The sequence below is a fragment of the Eggerthella hominis genome (assembly GCF_014287365.1).
GTDB lineage: Bacteria > Actinomycetota > Coriobacteriia > Coriobacteriales > Eggerthellaceae > Eggerthella > Eggerthella guodeyinii.
This window is the reverse complement of the sequence record NZ_JACOOA010000006.1, coordinates 211,850-230,731: the sequence shown is the minus strand read 5'-3', so window position 1 is coordinate 230,731 and position 18,882 is coordinate 211,850. Positions and strand designations below refer to the sequence as shown.

At 67.4% G+C, this 18,882-nt stretch carries 17 protein-coding genes; 7 read left to right on the top strand and 10 right to left on the bottom strand.

Annotated elements, in window-relative coordinates:
• The first annotated feature begins 341 nt into the window (after positions 1 to 341).
• On the top strand, positions 342 to 2,324 hold the full coding sequence (locus H8S61_RS17765) for a transporter substrate-binding domain-containing diguanylate cyclase (protein ID WP_366458479.1): 1,983 nt from the start codon (positions 342 to 344) through the stop codon (positions 2,322 to 2,324).
• Between the two features lie 25 nt (positions 2,325 to 2,349).
• On the opposite strand, the gene H8S61_RS13825 is transcribed toward H8S61_RS17765, so the two are convergent.
• Positions 2,350 to 3,696, bottom strand: a complete 1,347-nt coding sequence (locus H8S61_RS13825; RefSeq protein ID WP_186939379.1) for a DUF1385 domain-containing protein — start codon at positions 3,694 to 3,696, stop codon at positions 2,350 to 2,352.
• A gap of 1 nt (position 3,697) precedes the next feature.
• Positions 3,698 to 4,378: an FAD-dependent thymidylate synthase gene (thyX, locus tag H8S61_RS13820; protein WP_154334154.1), complete on the bottom strand. Its 681-nt coding sequence runs from the start codon at positions 4,376 to 4,378 to the stop codon at positions 3,698 to 3,700.
• A gap of 112 nt (positions 4,379 to 4,490) precedes the next feature.
• Between thyX and H8S61_RS13815 the strand changes: the two genes are divergently transcribed.
• Positions 4,491 to 5,399, top strand: coding sequence for a class I SAM-dependent methyltransferase (locus tag H8S61_RS13815; protein ID WP_186939378.1), 909 nt, complete (start codon positions 4,491 to 4,493; stop codon positions 5,397 to 5,399).
• A 42-nt stretch (positions 5,400 to 5,441) separates the two neighbouring features.
• Here the strand turns inward: H8S61_RS13815 and H8S61_RS13810 are convergent, their stop codons facing one another.
• Both H8S61_RS13810 and H8S61_RS13805 read right to left on the bottom strand, forming a co-directional pair.
• Positions 5,442 to 6,131: a flavin reductase gene (locus H8S61_RS13810; RefSeq protein WP_160943034.1), complete on the bottom strand. Its 690-nt coding sequence runs from the start codon at positions 6,129 to 6,131 to the stop codon at positions 5,442 to 5,444.
• A 105-nt stretch (positions 6,132 to 6,236) separates the two neighbouring features.
• Positions 6,237 to 6,992, bottom strand: coding sequence for a P-loop NTPase family protein (locus tag H8S61_RS13805; RefSeq protein ID WP_186939377.1), 756 nt, complete (start codon positions 6,990 to 6,992; stop codon positions 6,237 to 6,239).
• A gap of 115 nt (positions 6,993 to 7,107) precedes the next feature.
• Here H8S61_RS13805 and H8S61_RS13800 point away from each other — a divergent pair, with 115 nt between their 5' ends.
• From H8S61_RS13800 to H8S61_RS13780, 5 genes are all read left to right on the top strand, one after another.
• The gene (locus tag H8S61_RS13800; RefSeq protein ID WP_160943036.1) at positions 7,108 to 7,941 is read left to right on the top strand and encodes a DUF364 domain-containing protein; all 834 of its coding nucleotides are present in this window, start codon (positions 7,108 to 7,110) and stop codon (positions 7,939 to 7,941) included.
• A gap of 197 nt (positions 7,942 to 8,138) precedes the next feature.
• Positions 8,139 to 9,245 (top strand): FecCD family ABC transporter permease, encoded by a 1,107-nt coding sequence (locus H8S61_RS13795; protein ID WP_186939376.1) that lies wholly within the window; start codon positions 8,139 to 8,141, stop codon positions 9,243 to 9,245.
• Positions 9,242 to 10,024: an ABC transporter ATP-binding protein gene (locus tag H8S61_RS13790; RefSeq protein WP_160943038.1), complete on the top strand. Its 783-nt coding sequence runs from the start codon at positions 9,242 to 9,244 to the stop codon at positions 10,022 to 10,024. The genes H8S61_RS13795 and H8S61_RS13790 overlap by 4 nt, the downstream gene beginning before the upstream one ends.
• Before the next feature lie 36 nt (positions 10,025 to 10,060).
• Positions 10,061 to 11,209 carry an ABC transporter substrate-binding protein gene (locus H8S61_RS13785; protein WP_186939375.1) on the top strand — a complete coding sequence of 383 codons (1,149 nt, stop codon included), beginning with the start codon at positions 10,061 to 10,063 and terminating at the stop codon, positions 11,207 to 11,209.
• Between the two features lie 96 nt (positions 11,210 to 11,305).
• The gene (locus tag H8S61_RS13780) at positions 11,306 to 12,520 is read left to right on the top strand and encodes a molybdopterin molybdotransferase MoeA (protein WP_186939374.1); all 1,215 of its coding nucleotides are present in this window, start codon (positions 11,306 to 11,308) and stop codon (positions 12,518 to 12,520) included.
• Between the two features lie 107 nt (positions 12,521 to 12,627).
• Here the strand turns inward: H8S61_RS13780 and rpmE are convergent, their stop codons facing one another.
• From rpmE to H8S61_RS13750, 6 genes are all read right to left on the bottom strand, one after another.
• A complete protein-coding gene (gene rpmE, locus H8S61_RS13775; RefSeq protein ID WP_154334162.1) occupies positions 12,628 to 13,092 on the bottom strand; it encodes a 50S ribosomal protein L31 in 465 nt (154 codons plus the stop codon).
• A gap of 116 nt (positions 13,093 to 13,208) precedes the next feature.
• Positions 13,209 to 14,111 (bottom strand): rhamnulose-1-phosphate aldolase, encoded by a 903-nt coding sequence (gene rhaD / locus H8S61_RS13770; RefSeq protein WP_160943041.1) that lies wholly within the window; start codon positions 14,109 to 14,111, stop codon positions 13,209 to 13,211.
• Positions 14,112 to 14,135: 24 nt separating this feature from the next.
• Positions 14,136 to 15,602 carry a pyruvate kinase gene (gene pyk / locus H8S61_RS13765; protein ID WP_186939373.1) on the bottom strand — a complete coding sequence of 489 codons (1,467 nt, stop codon included), beginning with the start codon at positions 15,600 to 15,602 and terminating at the stop codon, positions 14,136 to 14,138.
• A gap of 438 nt (positions 15,603 to 16,040) precedes the next feature.
• Entirely contained in the window at positions 16,041 to 16,319 is a 279-nt protein-coding gene (locus H8S61_RS13760) for a molybdopterin-binding protein (protein WP_160943043.1), read from the bottom strand.
• 16 nt (positions 16,320 to 16,335) lie between these two features.
• Positions 16,336 to 17,136 carry a molybdopterin-dependent oxidoreductase gene (locus H8S61_RS13755; RefSeq protein ID WP_255466620.1) on the bottom strand — a complete coding sequence of 267 codons (801 nt, stop codon included), beginning with the start codon at positions 17,134 to 17,136 and terminating at the stop codon, positions 16,336 to 16,338.
• A 13-nt stretch (positions 17,137 to 17,149) separates the two neighbouring features.
• Positions 17,150 to 18,739: a molybdopterin-dependent oxidoreductase gene (locus H8S61_RS13750; protein WP_186939371.1), complete on the bottom strand. Its 1,590-nt coding sequence runs from the start codon at positions 18,737 to 18,739 to the stop codon at positions 17,150 to 17,152.
• Positions 18,740 to 18,882 lie beyond the last annotated feature (143 nt).

Sequence of the window (18,882 nt, the reverse complement as noted above, 5' to 3'; positions counted from 1 at the left end):
CGGCTCACCTCTCTGAGTCGAATCGGGAACGGTTCCGCATGAGTATAACAGTGAGGGGGGGGGCAAGCATATTTTGAGGATCGGCTCACTGCCGGCTTGCGACGACGTTTGGTATATACTTCTCGAATCGGGGTACGTAGAAGGTTCGCGCAAGACGATGATCCGCCAGGAGGTGCCATGAAACAGGCTTCGGCACGGTTCGCTCCCATAGCGCTTGTCTTCGCGTTCGCTTTCGGCCTGCTGGCAGGGACCGCGCAACCCGCTTTCGCTGAACAGCAGGACTCCCCCCCCCCGCTTCAGAGCATCGCACGGTACGCGTCGCCTGGCCAGACCAACCGGGGCTGACCGAAGTCGACGAAAACGGCGTCTACTCCGGCTACACCTACGAGTATCTTGAACAGATCGCTCAGTTCACCGGCTGGGATTACGAATTCGTGCATGTCGAAGGTGACATCAACACCCAATTAGTCACGTTCCTCGGCATGCTGGAAACCGGCGACGTGGACATCGTGGGAGCCATGAGCTACAGCGACGCCCTCGCGCAACTCTACGATTACGCCATCAATCCCTACGGCACCGCGCACACGTCGTTGCTCGCCTCCGACGACAACTACGACATCACCGACGTGAACATCTATCAGCAACGGAAGCTGCGCGTGGCCTTCCTGGGATCCTCGATGAAGAGCACCGCCGCCGTGCAGGCGTTCTGCGACATGAACGGCATCGAACTCGAGCACGTCGAATGCGGCAGCGCCGACGAGCAGGTCGAAGCCGTCTTATCCGGACGCGCCGACGTGCTCACGGGGGTGGATATAAGCCCCGAGAAAGACATGCACGTCGTGGCATCGCTCACGCCCAACCCCTTCTACTTCGCAACCACCAAGGGAAACCAAGACATCGTCTCCTCCCTCAACGAAGCCATCGTGCAGATCGAGAAGTCCGATCCCACGTTCGGCACCGAGCTGTACGAAAAGCACTTCAACAGCTCCCAGAAGTCGCAGGGTCTCTCGAAGGACCTGCGCGCATTCGTCGCGCAATCCGACACGGTGCGCGTCGGCTACCTGGCGGGCGCGGCCCCCATCCAGGATTTCGACGACGTCACGGGCGAGCCCACCGGCGCGTCCAAAACGGCGCTCGACTTCATCGCAACGTACACGGGGCTCTCCATCGAGTACGTCCCCATCCCAAGCCCGGATGACTGGAGCGCCACGATCGAGCAATACGACCTCGACGTGATCGTCGGCATCGCGCGCGATCCCGAATTCGCCCGAACCCACGGCCTTTCGCTCAGCACCCCGTACCTGTCGTCTTACCAATGCCTCGTCGTGCGCGACGGCGCCGACGCCTCGGACCTCGACGGCCAGCGCCTCGCGGTGTCCAAGGGGGCCGTGGGAAGAGAGGCCGCCGCCGACAACGTCCTGATCTTCGAGACGATAGAAGACTGCATCAAAGCCGTGAGCGCAGGCGACGCCGACTACACCTACGCTGAAGGCTTTACCAGCTCGTACCTCATCAACACCGGGAACCTGAACAACGTCACCTCCCTGGTGAACGCCGACGTATCGAACGATCTCTGCTTTGCGTTTTCCCCCGACGCAGACTCCCTGCTGCTGCGCGCTTTCAACGAGGCCATCCGCGAGATGCCCGCCGGAACCGTCAGCGACAGCGTTTACAGAGAGATCCTGCAGGATGAGCAAATAACGGTCGCTCAATTCGCCGAGGCGTATGCGAAGGAGATCGCCATCGGCGGCGTCCTGGTCATCATCGTCGTCGCGTTGACGGCGCTGTACGTGTGGAGCCGCTCGAAAGCACTCGCCACCACCCGGGCGGAGAAAGAGCGGCTCGAAGCGATTGCCGAGCAGGACGGCCTCACGGGGCTGCTCAGCGTTGGAGCATTGCGGGAACGGGCGCACGAATTGGCCGCGCGCAAGGAGATCGGCGGTTTCGTCGTCATCGACATAGACGACTTCAAGGACATCAACGACACGTACGGGCACAAGGCGGGCGACGAAGCGCTCTGCATGCTCGCGCGCACGCTTGAAGAAGCATTTCGGGAAAACGACGCGATCAGCCGTTTCGGCGGCGACGAATTCGCCGTGTGCCTCAAGGGCCCCCTCAGCAAGGAGGCCCTCAAGCAACTCTGCGAGACGCTGGTCGAGCGCGTTCGCACCAGCTCGATCACCCAGGGGCGCCCCTTCACCGTGAGCGTCGGCGCCTTCCGATCGACGGAGGGCGATGAGGGCTACCTCGACCTGTACGACTGCGCGGACAAAGCCATGTACGAGGCCAAACGCTCGGGCAAGGGACGCTTCGCCATCGCTTGATCGCGCATTCGAAGCGCCCCTCCCCTTACGAAACGGACGGAGAAGGATCCGGGTCGGGCGCGTCGGAGAAGGCGGGCGCGTTGGCGCCGACGGCGGCTTTCGCGTCCTCGGCCTGCTCGCGCTCGAGCACCTTCTGCATGGCGGCGATGGCGCACTCGATCTGGCCGTCGTCGGGCTCGTTCGTAGTGAGGTACTGCATCTGCATGCCCGGCCACAGCACCACCTTCACGAGCGGGTTGTCGGGGTGGCTGCCCGCCCACTTCACGGTGATCTCGTAGGAGATGCCCGCGATGATGGGCATGAGCAGGATGCGCACGAGGATGACGAGCGCGAGCTTCGGCGCGCCGTCGGGCACGCCCCACATCTCGATGAGCCCGTTGATGGGCGTGATGGTGTACACGAAGATGGCGATGACCATGACCATGATGAGGAACGCCGTGCCGCAGCGCACGTGCAGGCGCGGGAAGCTGCGCGCGTTGGCGGCCGTGAGCGGCAGGCCGTGCTCGTAGCAGTGGATGGTCTTGTGCTCGGCGCCGTGGTAGCCGAACATGCGCTTGATCTCCTGCATGCGGCCGATGAGCCACAGGTAGAACACGAACACGGCCACGCGCAGGAGGCCGTCCACGATGTTCCACAGCACGGTGTTCTGGTCGTACTCGCCCACGATGAGGTTCGTGATGAACGCCGGCGCCACGATGAACAGCACCACGCCCAGCACGAGGCCGAGCACCATCGAGACGGCCATCTCCTTCTTGCCGAACTCCACCTCCTCGTCCATGAAGGACTTCTTGGCAGGCTGAGGTTCGGGCTGGGACTCGGACGGAAGCTCGGGCTCGTCGACCACCTCGAGCGTGCGCTGCGCCCCGAGCGCGTCGATCATCGTGTCGGGCCGCCCGAAGTCGTCCTTCCAGGAGAAGGAGGAGCCGGAGGCGTCCGCGCCTCCGTTCCTTGCGCTCGCGGAAAGGGTCGCCTCGCCAGCAAGCTCATCGGCGAGCGCAACAGGGGAAGCTGCGGATTCGTCAGTCTCCGCAGGGGAAGCCGCAGCTCGATCGCTTACAGGCTCCCCCTCCCCCTCTTCCGCGAACGCGTGCAGCGCGGCGATCTCGAGCGCCTTGTACCCCAGCACGAGCGACTCGACGAGCGCGCGGCAGCCGCGCACGAGCGGCCAGTGCATCCAGCCGTTCTTGTTGCGGCCCGAGGCCAGGTCGTGCTCTTCCACGTAGATGTCGCCGCCCGGCTCGCGCACGGCCACCGACCAGTTGTACTTGCCGCGCATCATGATGCCCTCGATGAGCGCCTGGCCGCCGACGTGCGTCTTGAGCGCACCGTCTTCGGAGAACGCGCGCGACAGATCGCTCCTCTGCTCGCCCATGCTAGTCCCTCTTCACGCGCGGGTACGGGTTCCCGCAGGTCATCTTGCCCTCGGGGCAGTTGCCGCGGATGCAGGGCGCGCCCGCGTCCATGAAGATGAACGGCGCCGTGGGCTTGGCCAGCTCCAGCATGCGATGCGCCATGTCGCGGATCTCCCACTGCGCGCGGTTGCAGCAGCGCAGGGAGAAGAAGTGCAGCAGCTCGCGCACGTTCATCGTGATGACGATCTTCGTCTCGGCCGCGTTCGGCAGCAGGTAGCGCGCGTCCTCGGCGGGGATGCCGGCCGCCAGCAGCTTCTCGTACGCCTCGATGGCGGCGGCGATGGCCTCGTCGAACACCGCGTTCGTCTCCTCGCTCGCCCTCACGCTGTCGGGCTTCACCGTGGCCAGGCCGTCCGTGAACTTCACGTAGCGCTGGCTCTGCTGGTTGAAGCTGGCGATGCGGTGGCGCACCAGCTGGTGCGTCAGCGCGCGCGAGACGCCGTCCACCGCGAACGTGTAGCTGGCATGCTCGAGCGTGGACGTGTGACCTGCGCTCATGATGGTGGACAGCACGCTTTTCACGCGCTCCTCCGGCATGGTCTCCATCAGCTCGGCCGCGCCGACGGGCGCGTAGCACAGGCGCGCGGCCGTGGCGATGGCGCGCTCGGGGTCGGGCGTGTGGTACAGAAGTTCAACTTGCATGGGATGAATGCTCCTCGCTTCGAGATAAATTCGGCGGTTCGCGCGCACAGAGGCGTTCTCTTTCGCTAGTATAGTACCCGAAGCCCCCAACCAGCGAAGCGAGAGGCGCGCCATGCCCGAAAACAACACGTCCCAGCCCTTCGTCCCCCAGCTCACCACCCGCGACTGGAACGACGAGTGGAAGCAGCTCCAACAGGCGCGACGCCGGTTCGACGACGCGTCCTACTGGGACAAGCGCGCGTCCACCTTCACCACGAAGGACGCGCCGAACCCCTACGTCGAACGGTTCCTCGAGCTCGCCGGCATCCGCGAGGGCGAGACGGTGTTCGACATGGGCTGCGGCACGGGCGCGCTGTCGGTGCCGCTGGGCAAGCGCGGCACGAAGGTGGTGGCGGCCGATTTCTCGCAGGGCATGCTCGACCAGATGCAGGCCATCCTCGATGCCGAGGACATCCGCACCGTGTTCCCCAAGCGCATGAGCTGGTCGGACGACTGGCCGGCCCACGGCGTGCGCCCCGGCATGGTGGACGTGGCGCTGGCCTCGCGCTCGGTGGCCACGGCCGACCTGCGCGACTCGCTGCTGCGCCTCACCGACGTGGCGCGCCGCCGCGCGTGCGTCACGCTGGCCACGGGCTCGTCGCCGCGCACCGACGAGCGCATCCTCAACGCCATCGGCCTCTCCAGCGTGCTCGGCCGCGACCATCTCTACGCGTTCAACATCCTCGCGAACGAGGGGCTGCGCCCCGAGGTCGCCTACATCGACAGCGAGCGCACGGACACCTTCGACTCCCTCGACGACGCGTTCGGCGTGTTCACCCGCATGGTGGACGACGCCACTGCGGCGTTCATCGGCGCCGAGGAGCGTGCCGCGGCCATCGCCCGGCTGCGCACGTGGCTCGAGGAGAACCTCGTGGCCAACGAGCGCGCGGGCCTGCCCGACAAGAAGGGGCTTCCGGAGAAGCCCCTGCGCCTGCGGGAGCCCCGGACGGTCACCTGGGCCTTCATCGCCTGGAACAAGTAAAACGTCCCGAAGGGGGCAGCCCCTTCGGGACGTTCGCGCGTCCTACAGCTCGATGCGCTCGAACATGTCGGGGCCCACGCTGCACACGGGGCAGGTGAAATCGTCGGGCAGCTCGTCGCCGTACTCGATATGGCCGCACACCTTGCAGCGCCACGCGTACTTCGGCTTCGGAGCCTCCGCATCGCCTGCGGCGCCCGCCGCGGCCGTGGGCGCCGCATCGGGCGCGTCGGGCAGGTAGCTCGAGGCCTTCGGCGGCGTCTTCCCGCCTTTCACCTGGTGGTAGTAGGCGTACGTCATCGGGTCGCCCGCGCACACCTTCGCCGCCTCCTCCACCTCGCCGATGTAGAGGATGTGCGTGCCGAGGTTCACCGCCTGGGTGACGCGCACCGAGAAGCGCGCGACGCACTGCTCGGCCACGTAGGGCACGCCCGCCGCGTCGACGGCCGTCTCGCAGGCGGCGAACTTATCGGTGTCGGCGCTGGAATGGAAGCCGAACGTGCCGATGAGCTCCATCGTCGTCTCCTGCGCCAGGCACGACACGGTGAAGCGGCCGGAGTCCAGGATGACGTCGGTGGTGGCGTTCTCCTTGTTCAGCGCCACGCTCACCTGCAGCGGCGACGACGTGACCTGCTGAAACGTATTGGCGACGCAAGCGGCCTTGCGTTCCCCGTCCGTCGCGCCGATGATGTAGAGCCCGTAGCTCAAACTGAAGAACGCGGTTTGATCGATCATGGTAGGCCTTTCCCCTGCTCTCGTTTACTCTGCTAATAATGATAATCATTCTCATTAAGGAACGCAAGCGATCGGCGCGATCGGGCGACGAGCGGCGCGTGACCCTCACGCCGAGAGGCCGCATGCCGCCCGCACGAGGGCGCGGGCGCGCTCGTCGGGGGCGAGCACCTCCGCGCCGCCCCAGGCGGCGGCGAAGCGCTCCTCGGCGCACGGGCACAGCCAGTCGCGCACCACCGCAAGCGCATGGGGGAAGCCCGACGCGGGCCCCCGCTCCAGCAGCGCCGTCGCCGCGGTCAGGCCGCCGTCGCGCATGAGCTCGAGCCGCCCCAGCTCGTCCACCACGAGCAGCCCGGGTCGCGTCTCGCCCGCCCGGAATGTTTCACGTGAAACATCTGTTTGCGCGAACGAATGTTTCACGTGAAACATTCGCGCAGGGCTCTCGGGGCTCTCGGGGTTCTCGGGGTTCTCGGGGTGCGTGCGGCGCGCATCCCCGCGCGCGAGGGCGTCGAAGTGGGCGTTGACCCGCGCGATGGCGTCGTCGGAGATCTCCCAGGCCAGCTGGGCGGCGGCGCTCTGGCTCGTCGGGTCGAACGACCCCTCCGCCAGCGCGAGGTCGCGGCGCCGGGCGAACGCGACGCGCTCGCCCGCGGGCAGCAGCACGTTGTCGATGCCGAGCTTCTCGAAGCGGCCCTCGCCCGCCAGCCCGCGCTCGCCCGACGCCTCGTGCGGCGCGCGCTCGCGCCACACGCCGGGGGCCAGCACGCCCGCGACGGCCACGCCCTCGCCCGCCAGCTCGTCCGCCAGCGCCCCGAGCCAGCGCGTCTTGCCAATCTGCACGTCCCCCGTCAACAAGAACAGCATCGCCCGGCGCAGCCCCTTTCCTGGTTGTTTATTCTCGAACGTATATTATACTCTATCGCACAGCGAAGAGCGGCGGCGCCGTGGACGGGCGCCGCCCCGAGAAGAGAGGCCCGCCATGGAATCTCCCGAGAACCGCGTCATCAGCTTCCCCGGAACGTACGACGACGCCACGCCGTGGAAGCTGTACAACCGTCTGATCGGGGGCATTCCCGACGATCTCGTCGTGCGCGACTACTGCCTGGGGACGCACTGGTCCTACGTCGAGGCCGACTGCGGCATGGGCGTGAGCTTCACCTGCAAGGGCGGCGCCAAACGCGCCTGCAAGCAGGACCTGCGCGGCGTGCCGCTGCGCGCGATGGCCGAGCTGGCGAAGTCGTGGTGCTTCGAGGAGGCCACGCTGGGCGTGGCGGCGCTCAACGCCTACTACGCGCGCAAGGAGCTGCTCGACCCGCTCGGGGCAACCTACGACGAGCCCGTCGAGCTGCCCGACGGCACCGTCCGCAAGATGGACGCGTTCGAGCTGTACCGCCCGCGCATCGAGCGCTCCGCGGGCAGGCGCGTCACGGTGATCGGCCACTTCCCTCACGTCGACCGCATCGCCGCCTACGCCGACCTCACGGTGCTCGAGCGGAACTGCACCCAGGAGCTCGACACGCCCGACCCCGCGTGCGAGTACGTGCTGCCCGGCACCGACTTCGCCTTCATCACCGGCGTCACCCTCATCAACAAGACCGCGCCGCGCCTGCTGGAGCTCGCGAAGAACGCGACCACCGTGTTCGTGGGCCCCAGCGTGATCATGACGCCCTCCCTGTTCGAGCAGGGCGCCGACGCGCTGGCCGGCAGCGTGGTGGCCGATCCTGAGAAGGCGCGCTTCGCCGTGCAGAACGGCGCCGGCCAGTTCTTCGGCGAGGCGTTGCAGATGACCTTCGTCGCGCGCGAGCGCGCCTAGCCTGCGCTCCCCGTCCGAATACCCGTACGGATGTTTCACGTGAAACATCCGTACGGAATCGCCCTGCGTTGCCGCCTTTATTGTATTCAATTGATAATAATTGTGTTTTAGTATATATTGCTCCCAGTATTATTCTCGATTGCACATCATGGGGGACGAGAGCAATAGAAGCTATTGAAGAAACGTTAGACGAGGGGATGGGAGGTGCTGCTGATGCTTCCAGCATCAGCAGCACCGAGGGGGTACCCCCTCGGACGCGTGACGGCGAGGCGGAGGCCCGATGCGCGTCCCGCCGCAACGCGCGGCGCGGCACGCTCATCCTGATCGCGCTCGGCGTGCTCGTCGTGGTGAGCACGCTCGCCTCGCTCATGCTCGGGCGCTACCCCATCACCCCCATCGAGGCCGTCGGCATGCTGGCCAACCTCGCCTTCCCCATCGACCCGTTCTGGACGTCCCAGCAGGAGACGCTGTTCTTCCAGGTGCGCCTGCCGCGCATCGCGCTCGCGCTCATGGTGGGCTGCAGCCTGGCGGCCGCCGGCGCCGCCTACCAGGGCACCTTCCAGAACCCGCTCGTCTCCCCCGACATCCTCGGCGCCTCGCAGGGCGCCGCGTTCGGCGCCGCGGTGGCCATCCTGCTGGGGCTCGGCTCGCTCAGCATCTCCGTCTTCGCGTTCGCCTGTTCCATCGCCGCCGTGCTGCTGGTGCTGGCCATCGGCACCCGCGCGAAGGGCAACCACCTGCTCATCGTGGTGCTGGCGGGCGTCATGGTCAGCTCGCTGTTCCAGGCGGGCGTCTCGTTCACGAAGCTCATCGCCGACCCCACCGACCAGCTGGCCGCCATCACGTACTGGCTCATGGGCAGCCTCACCGGCGCGAAGTGGAGCGACATGGCCTTTTCCCTGGGCCCCATCGCGATCGGCCTCGCGGTGCTGTTCGCCCTGCGCTGGCGCATCAACGTGCTCACCATGGGCGACGACGAGGCCTCCACCATGGGCGTGAACGCGCGCCGCGTGCGGCTCATCGTCATCATGGCCGCCACGCTCGTCACCGCCGCCAGCGTGTCCATCTCGGGCATGATCGGCTGGGTGGGCCTCGTCATCCCCCACTTCGCGCGCATGATCGTCGGCTGCGACTACCGCAAGCTGCTGCCCGCGAGCATGCTCATGGGGGCCAGCTTCCTGCTCATCGTCGACGACGTGGCGCGCCTCGTGGCCACGTCCGAGATACCCATCGGCATCCTGACCGCCTTCGTCGGAGCGCCGTTCTTCCTGTATCTCATCACCAGGAGGAAGCAGGAGCTGTGAGCATCGACGTCGAACACCTCAACTTCTCGTACGGCAGCCACCACGTGCTGCGCGACCTGAGCTTCCGCATTCCCGACAACACGCTCGTGAACGTGCTGGGGCCCAACGGCGTGGGCAAGTCGACGCTGTTCCGCTGCATCCTGTGCCTCAACAACGGCTGGACGGGAAGCATCCGCGTGAACGGGAAGGACCTGCGCACGATATCCATCCGCGAGCGCGCGAGCGAGATCGCCTACATCCCCCAGTCGCATTCGTCCACCTACGCCTATGACGTGCTCGACGTGGTGCTCATGAGCGCCGGCGGCGGCATCGGGCTGTTCTCCACGCCCAAGCGCATGCACGTCGACCGCGCCTGGGACGCGCTCGAGCGCGTGGGCATCGCGCATCTGGGCCACCGCCCCTACACGCAGATATCGGGCGGCGAACGGCAGCTCGTGCTCATCGCGCGCGCCATCGCGCAGAATGCGCGCACCATCATCATGGACGAGCCCACGAGTGCGCTCGACTACGGCAACACGGTGCGCGTGCTGTCCACCGTGCGTCAGCTCGCCCGCGAGGGCATGAGCATCGTCCAATCGACGCACCAACCCGACCAGGCGTTTTTGTACGCAGACCAGACGCTCGTCATCAACGAGGGCCGCGTGCACGCGTTCGGCGACCCCAAAGACGTCATCACCAAGGAGCTGGTCAGCACCATCTACGACGTGGACGTGGAGGTCAATTCCCTATACGGCGACAAGGTGCGCGTGTGCGTGCCTGTACGCGAGATAGAGCGTTAGAAGCAAGGCAACAGAGGTTGACGAAAGGAAGAATCTATGGGAGGGATTACCGCAAAGAACACGCTGCGGGCACGGCGCCTGCTGGTCGCGGGCATGCTGTGCCTGGGGCTGGCGTTCGCGCTGAACGGATGCTCGCAGGCCCCGTCGCAGGACGCGCCCGCAAGCACGGACGGCGCGGCGCAGACCGATCAGGCGACGCAGAACGAGACGCGCACGTTCACCGACTCGGCCGGGCGCACCGTTGAAGTGCCCGCGCAGATCGACCGCATCGCCCCGGCCGGCCACACCGCCACGCAGATCCTGCTGACGATGGCGCCGGAGAAGATGGTGACCGTCTCGCAGGAGCTCACCGCCGATCAGGCGAAGTACCTGGGCTCCGACTACGCCGAGCTGCCCGTGACCGGCGCCGCCTTCGGCGCGAAGGGCGACCTCAACAAGGAAGCGGTCGCCGCCTCCGGCGCGCAGATCCTCATCGACACCGGCGAGCTCAAGGACGGCATCAAGGAGGACCTCGACACGCTGCAGGAGCAGCTGGGCATCCCCGTGGTGGTCATCGAGACGAAGATGGAAGACTACGGCGCGGCCTACGAGATGCTGGGCGAGCTGCTGGGCATGGAAGACCGCGGCAAGGAGCTGTCCGACTACTGCAAGGCCGCCTACGACGAGACCGTGTCGGTCATGGGCAAGATCCCCGAGTCCGAGCGCGCGAACGTGGCCTACCTGCTGGGCGACAAGGGCACGAACACCATCGCGAAGGACTCCTACCAGGGCCAGGTGGTCGACCTCGTGGCCAACAACGTGGCAGAGCTGGGCGAAGTGTCCGGCAGCGGCGCCGGCGTGGAGATCAGCATGGAGCAGCTGGCGCTGTGGAACCCGCAGGTCATCCTGTTCGCCGAGAACAGCATCTACGACACGGTGGGCTCCGACGCCGCCTTCGCCGACCTCGACGCCGTCAAGTCCGGCACGTACTACGAGGTGCCCAACACGCCGTGGAACTGGCTGAACAGCCCTCCGACGGTGAACCAGGTGCTGGGCATGCAGTGGCTGCCGCGCCTGCTGTACCCCGAACAGTACGATAACGACCTGTACGAGACGGTGGCCGGCTACTTCAAGACGTTCTACGGGTACGACCTGAGCGAATCCGAGTTCGACGAGATCGCCGCGAACGCGCAGCCCAAGGCCTAGCGCCTCGTCCTGCGACCCGATCGCACCCCTGCGGAAAGCCCGGCGCGCGCCGGGCTTTCCTGCTATCATCGTGGAAAACCGACCTAGGAGATGCATATGGGAGAGAAGATCATGGACGGCTTCCCCTCGCGGGAGGAGGCGCTCGCCGACTTCTTCGCCGCATGGGAGCCGGTGCGGCGCGTCGAGCACGTCGCGCTCGACGACGCGGTCGGGCGCGTGCTCGCCGAGGACCTCGTGTCCGCGAACACGCTGCCGGTGGTGCGCGCCTCGTCGTTCGACGGCATCGCGGTGAAATCGGCGGCGTTCGCGAACGGCCTGCCCGACACGAGCGGCTGGAAGCCCGGCGCGGACTACGTGCGCGCCGACACCGGCGACGACTTCCCCGACGCGTTCGACGCCGTGGTGATGATCGAGAAGGCGGCCGTTCAGAAGGACGGCTCGGTGGTGCTCGACGACGACGTGACGGTCGAGCCCGGTTCGGGCGTGCGGGCGTCAGGTTCCACGCTGCGCGCGGGCGAGCCGCTCATGAGCGCCGGCAGCGTCATCCGCCCCACCGACCTAGCCGCACTCGCCATGGGCGGCGCCACGATGGTGCCCGTGCGCGTCAGGCCGCGCGTGGCGTTCATCCCCACGGGCAGCGAGCTCGTGCCCGCCGGCATCAAGCCGCGGCGCGGGCAGAACGTGGACACGAACAGCCTCATGTGCAAGCACCTCCTCATCGAGTACGGCGCCGAGCCCGTGGTGTTCCCCCTCGTGCACGACGATCCCGCCGAGCTCGAGCGCGCCTTCGAGGCGGCGCTCGCCACCGCCGACGTCGTGGTGGTCAACGGGGGCTCGGCCCTCGGCGAGGAGGATTTCAACGTGAGGCTGATCGAGCGGCGCGGGCGGGTGGTGCACCACTACATCGCCGCCGTACCGGGGCGGCCGCTCATGATGGCCGTGGTGGACGGCAAGCCGGTCGTCGACCTCCCCGGCCCCACCATGGCCGCCTACTTCGGCTCCGAATGGTGCCTGCAGGCGATCACGGCGCGCATCCTGGGAATTCCGCCGCACCGCCGCCCCGTCGTGCGGGCGCGGGCGGACGCCGCGAAGACGAGCATCCCCAAGATGGCGAACATCGCCCGCGTGCGCCTGACGCGCGACGACGAGGGCTACGTGGCGCACTTCCTCAACTTCAAAGCCGGAGAGCTGGCCGCGTGCATGACGTCGAATGCCCAGCGCGTCTCGCCCCTCGGCGAAGCGGGATGGGACGAGGGCGACCTCCTCGAGGTGGAGCTGCTGCGCGGCGAGGAGTTCATCGAGGAGGGGTAGTCCAGCCCCGAGCGGCACATCACCACGCGCCCTCACCCCGAAACGCACGAACGCCCGGTCATCGACCGGGCGTTCGTCTTGCTTGCAGCAGAAGCGGCGCAGATGCGCTATTCGGCGGCAGGAGCCTCCTCGACGAGGGCGTCGACGGCGGCGGCTTCCTCAGCCGTAGCCTCGACGGCGGTCTCGGCGGCAGCCTCGACCTCAGCGGCCTTCTTGGCATCGGCCTCGGACTTCTTGGCGAACTCCGCGGCGCGCTTGGCCTTCTCGGCGGCCTTCGCGTCGCGCTCGGCCTTCTTCTTGGCCTCGGCCTCGGCGACGGCAGCGGCACGCGCGGCCTTCTTGGCGGCCTCGCGCTCGGCCACGGATTCCTTCGCCGCGGCACCGAACTTGTCGGCGAAGCGCTGGACGCGTCCACCGGTGTCGACGAAACGCTGCTGGCCGGTGTAGAACGGATGGCACACGTTGCAGATGTCGATCTTCAGCTCAGGCTTCGTCGAACGCGTCGTGAACGTGTTGCCGCAGCTGCACTTGACCGTGCACTCCACGTATTCCGGATGAATACCCTGTTTCATTATGGTTCTCCTTTACGGGCCTTGGTTTCCGACCAAGGCGAAGACAAGCCTTTATACTATAGCACAGCCGCCCGGCGAACGCACGCGATTTCTCAGGAAATCCCTTCCCTCGCCTCCTACAGGAACGCCTCGTTCACCGGGAGGTTGTAGGCGGCGGCGATGCCGCGCAGGCCCTCGTCGGGGATGGCGCTGGCGAACCGGTCGCTGCCGCCGTTCATCGCGCGGGCCTGGGCGTAGATGGTCGCCGCCTTGTCGATGGTGTGCGCCAGCCCGAACGTGGCGTCGAAGTCGGGGCCTGCGCAGAACAGGCCGTGGTGCGCCCACACGCACGCGTCGTACGTGCGCATCGCATCGGCCGTGGCGTCGGCGATCTCGGGGCCGCCCGGCACCATCCACGGCACCACGCCGATGCCCTTCGGGAACGCGATCATGCTCTCCATCAGCATCTTCCACAGCGCGCGCGTGAACGTGCGCGCGTCGAGCGGCAGCACGTTCGTCAGCGCCACCACGTGCGCGGGGTGCGCATGATACAGCACCCGGCCCGCGTTGCCGGCGACCTCCTTGCGCACCGACTGGATGGCCGCATGGCTGGGGAACTCGCTCGTGGGCACGCCGCCGTTCTTGAAGCCCCACACGATGCGCCACGCGTCGCCTGCGGCGTTGACCTCCACGATGCCCGCGCCCGCGTCGGGGTCGAGCGCCACGTTGCGCATGTGCGCGCCCGCAGCCGTCACCAGGAAGAACTCGCCGCCCAGGTTGGCGGCCTGCACGCCCAGCGGCACCCACGAGCTGGGGTTGTCGTAGAAGAACGAGCGGCTGGACGCCACGTCCTCCGGCGTGAGCCGATACGACGCGTTGCCGCCGTTGCTCTCGTGCCAGCCCTGGCCCGCGCCGTCGCTGCATAGGCGCGCGAACCCTTTCACGAACGCCTGCTGCTCCACGGCCACGCCCGAGACGGCGCCCTTCGCCGCCGACACGCCGCGGTCGAGCACTTCCTGCGCGTTATCGAAGAAACCCATGATCAACTCCTTGTCCGTAGTTCGTCAGTCGTCGTTCTCGTCGGTGCGGATCTGCACGACGTACATCACGTTGGTGGCGGCCACCGCGCCGGCGCCCGGCTCGCCGATGGTGGGGCTCGTGGACGGATCGCCCGCCGTGAACACCGCCAGCTGCCCCGGCTGAACGAGCCCGTGCTCGAGCACGGCGTCGTGGGCCTGCTCGATGACGTGGCGCATATCGCCCTGCACGTCGCCGAGCATGGGCGTCACGCCCCAGTTGAGCTGCTGCTGGCGCATGACGCGCGGAAACGGCGTGACCACGTAGATGGGCACCCGCGGCCGCAGGTTCGACATGAGGCGCGCCGTGCGGCCCGACATCGTGGGCGCCACGATGCAGGCGGCCCCCACGTTCTCGGCCGTCTGCACGGCGGCCAGCCCCACGGCCAGCGCCACCCGCGCGCGGTCGCGGCTGCGGTCGGGCGCGCGCTCGTCGAACAGGTAGGGCTCGCTCGACTCGGCGATGCGCGCCATCATGCGCACGGCCTCCACCGGGTAGGCTCCGCTCGCGGTCTCGCCCGACAGCATCACCGCGTCGGTACCGTCGTAGATGGCGTTCGCCACGTCCCCCACCTCGGCGCGCGTGGGGCGCGGGTTGCGTATCATGGAATCGAGCATCTGGGTGGCCGTGATCACCGGCTTCGATGCGCGGTTCGACGCGCGGATGATCTCCTTCTGGATGTGCGGCACCTTGTACGCCGGCACCTCCACGCCCAAATCGCCGCGCGCCACCATCACGCCGTCGGCCGCCTCGATGATGGCCTCGAAGTTCTCCACCGCCTCGGCGCACTCGATCTTCGCGATGAGGCCCACGTCCGCGCCGCCGTGCTCGTCGAGGAAGCGCCGCAGCTGGCGCACGCCCTCGGCGCTGCGCACGAACGACGCCGCCACGAAGTCGACGTCCTGCTCGATGCCGAAGACGAGGTCGGCGCGATCCTGGTCGGTCATCACCGGCAGCGGCACGCTCGTGTCGGGCAGGTTGACGGACTTGCGCTCGCCCAGAAGCCCGCTGTTGCGTACGGTGCAGCGGATGTCGGAGCCCTCGACGGCGTCCACCGCGAGCTCGATGAGCCCGTCGTCCAGCAGGATGGCCCCGCCGGGCTCGACGGCGCGCGCCAGCCCCGCGCAGGTTTGCGCGACCAGCTGGGCCGTGCCCTCCACCGCGCGTTCGGTGAGCACGAGCGGGTCGCCTGCGCGCAGCTCCACGGGCCGTCCGCCCGCCAGCGCGCCCGTGCGGATCTCGGGGCCGCGGGTGTCCAGCAGGATGGCGCACGGCGAGTCGAGGTCGCGGCGCACGCGCTTCAGCAGGTCCATGCGCGCACGATGCTCGTCGTGCGAGCCGTGCGAGAAGTTGAAGCGCGCCACGTCCATGCCGGCGGACAGCAGCTCGCGCAGGGCGGCTTCGTCGTCCACGGCCGGCCCCAGCGTGCAAACGATCTTCGTGCGTCTGGCCATGCTCCTCCTCGATCGCGCCTGTTCCATGATCGCATGATACCGTGAAACCGGTGCGCGCCCGCGCCGCATCGCCCCAATCCGGCGAGTCTGCACACAACCGCAACGCACCGCAGACGGCTCCGATCCGAAGACGCGCCCGCAGGATCGCCTCTTCGATACCTGACCTTCCGCATCATGGACAAAAAGGGCAGTTTTCAAGATAAAGAAAAGTCGGCTTTTTGTCCACCCGACCCGACCCGTTCCGCGCGCAGTATCGCCCAGCCGAGCGAAAGCGACGCACCCGGCGCGATCCGCAAAGCGCTCGCGACCGTCGCGCCGCCCCGAACGGCGACGCGCGCCGAGCCGCTCGCAGGAGGCACCCCGAAACGGCAACGGGCCCCGAAGCATCCTTCGGGGCCCGCCTGCGCCTTTCGAACGCGCGCCCGCACGCGCGTGCGCTTACGCGACGAGGAAGTCGGCCACCGCCGAAGCGGGGCTCGTGCGGCCCTCCTCGTTCATCGACCGCACGCGCAGCCGGTAGCTGCCGGCATGCTCCGGCGTGAACGCGTACGTCCAGTGCACCCAGAGGTCGGCCGACGCGTCGGACACGTCGTGCGTGCACCACGTGCGGCCCCCGTCGAGCGAGAACTGCAGCGCGACGATGCGCGTGCCGTAGTCGTCGGCGTATCCTTCGAACGTGACGGTCTGGCCTACGGCCAGCTCCTGCGGCGCGATCATGGAATCCCCCTTCGCCTTACGAGACGGATGCCGCCAACACGCCCACGTTGGGGCTGTTGGGGTACGTCATGTCCTCGCCCGGGTTCGCGGGCGGCTCCTCCTCGCGCGTCACGCGCACCTCCACCACGTCGCGCACGAAGTAGTTGGCCGGCGTGCGCGTCATCCACAGCTGGTTGTTGCCGCCCACCGAGGCCGACAGGTCCTCGTCGTTGATCTCGTAGGACAGCACGCCGTGGCGGCCCACCACGTAGCTGATGGGCATGGCCAGCTCGGTGCCGTCGCTCGACACGAACGTCACCGTGTTCACGCCGTCGCGCGCTTCGGCGCGGTCGAGCAGGTGCGAGACGGGGATGCCCTTCACGTCGGCGGTGATGATGGCCTTGCCGTCGGCCGGGTTCCCGCCGCAGGTGCACGTCATCACCTGCTTGACGCTGTTCTCGGACGCCAGCTCGTCCACCGGGGCGGTGAACGCATTGTCCACCTCGCCGGTCACCGCGAGCTTCCATTCGAGCGGGTTCGCGACGACGAGGTCGTCGGTGGCGCCGCACAGCGCCGACGTCGCCCGTTGGAACACGTCCTTGATGACGCTGTTCAGCGTGAGCTCGGTCTGGTCGTACGAGAACGTCCCCGCCGCAGCCGATGCGCTGACCAGCGGCGAGGCGACGGCGGTGCCGGCGGGCGCCTCGACGGCCGCCGCGGGAGAAGCGCCCTGGTCGGATGCCGGCGCGCCGTCGGTCGCGAAGGCCGTGCCCGCCCCGCTCAGCGTCAAGGAGGCGATCATCGTGCCGGCCAGCAGGCCTTTCTTGTAATCTTGCATGCTCATCTCCGATCTACTTGACGTTGAACAGGAAGTTGGTGTCGCGCGACGACACGCGCTCGGAGCCGTCGGGCTGCGTCGAGGTGGTGCGCACCTTCAGGAGGTACGACCCCGCCTCGGCCGGCGTGTACGTCATGCGCCAGTACGTCCAGCGCGTCGGGTCGTTGCCGGGCGTCTCGAGCGTCGTCCAGGTCTTGCCGTGGTCGAGCGAGTACTCCACCTTCGCGATGGGCTCGTCGTAAGCGTCGGCGAAGCCCTCGATGGTCAGTTCCTTGCCGGCCTGGCCGTCGAGCACCACGCCGTCGGGGTAGTTGAGGATGGCGCTGTTCGGCTTGCCCTGCATCAGGCCGGTGTGCGGGTCGAGCGGCGTGTCCACGCCCTCCTCGTCCTCGAACTCGGGATCGTTGACGAAGTCGATGGTCATGATGGCCTTGATGTAGGAGGCGGCGGAGTTGCGCGGCACGGCGAGCGTCACCGGGTAGCCCTGGCTCGCGGGCAGCGGCTGGCCGTTGATCTCGGTGACCAGCAGGCAGTCCTCCACGTTGATCGACTCGAACGAGGGTGCCACCATGTTGTAGCCGTCCTCGGACGTCACCTCGATGTTGGTGGTGCCGCCGGCCGGCTTCACGTAGTCGATGACGTCCTTCATGGACACGCCGGTCAGCTCGGCCTGGTAGATCCACGCGTTGGCCGTGGCGTTCTCGATGCAGCCCTGCTTCTGCACGAAGCTCTTGGTGCCGAACTTCTCCTTGAGCTCGGTGACCGTCATCTCGAGGGGGTTCTCCACGTCGCCGCCGATGGTCAGCACCCATGCGTCGGCCACCGCCGGGTCGGTGTCGGTGCGCCACTCGGACGGCTCGTTGTTCAGCGACTCGAAGAACAGCTGGTCGTTGTCGGACACGGTGTCCTGGTCGTAGCTCAAGCCGAGCTTCGCATCGTCGGCCTTCACGTCCGTGATGCCCTTGTACAGGTCGTACTTGGCGTAGTCCCACAGGTTGAACTCGCTGTTCTCGTCGATGTAGTGGCACGAGTCGCAGCTGCCGTTCATGCCCGAGAACTTGGCGTTGCCGTTGTGGATGCCGTGCAGCGTCTCCACGAGCTGGATGTTGCCGAACCCGGCGTTGCGGTGGCAGCCCAGGCAGTTCGCCACCGTCAGCTGCGTGGGATAGCCCATGGCGTACACGTTGTGCTTCGTGGGCAGGCTCATCACCACGTCCTCGATGCTCTCGTGGCACGACAGGCAGCCGCGGTTGTCGGCGTCGAGGTACGTGACGTTCCAGCCCTTCGGGTCGGCCGGCACGGGTTGCGTGGTGAATCCGAACTGGTCGGTGTACTGCGCCGGCTGGTTGTCCTCGGCGTTCTTGGCCACCTTGTCGGCGTACTTCAGCTTCTCGGCGTATTCGGCGTAGTTCTCGAGGTACGTGCCCCCGTCGTCGGCATAGCCGATGTCGTTGCCGATGCGACCCAGATCGTCGGCCGTGATGGGGGCGGGCTTGTCGGCCCCCTGCGTCGACCCGGACCCCTGCGGCGCGCATGCCGCCATGAGCCCGACGGCGGCCACCAGGCACAGCGCCGATGCCGCCAGCTTTCCCTTCTTCTTCATGCGATCCCTCCTTCGTTTCTCGTTCTTCGACGAGCGGTATCCGTCCGCTCGTCCCCCGTGGAAACTCTACGGGAAGACGCGGTTCGACTGTAGGCGCAGGGTATCGGCGCGCACCGTCTTTTTCGCGCAGGGGCGGCCCGCGC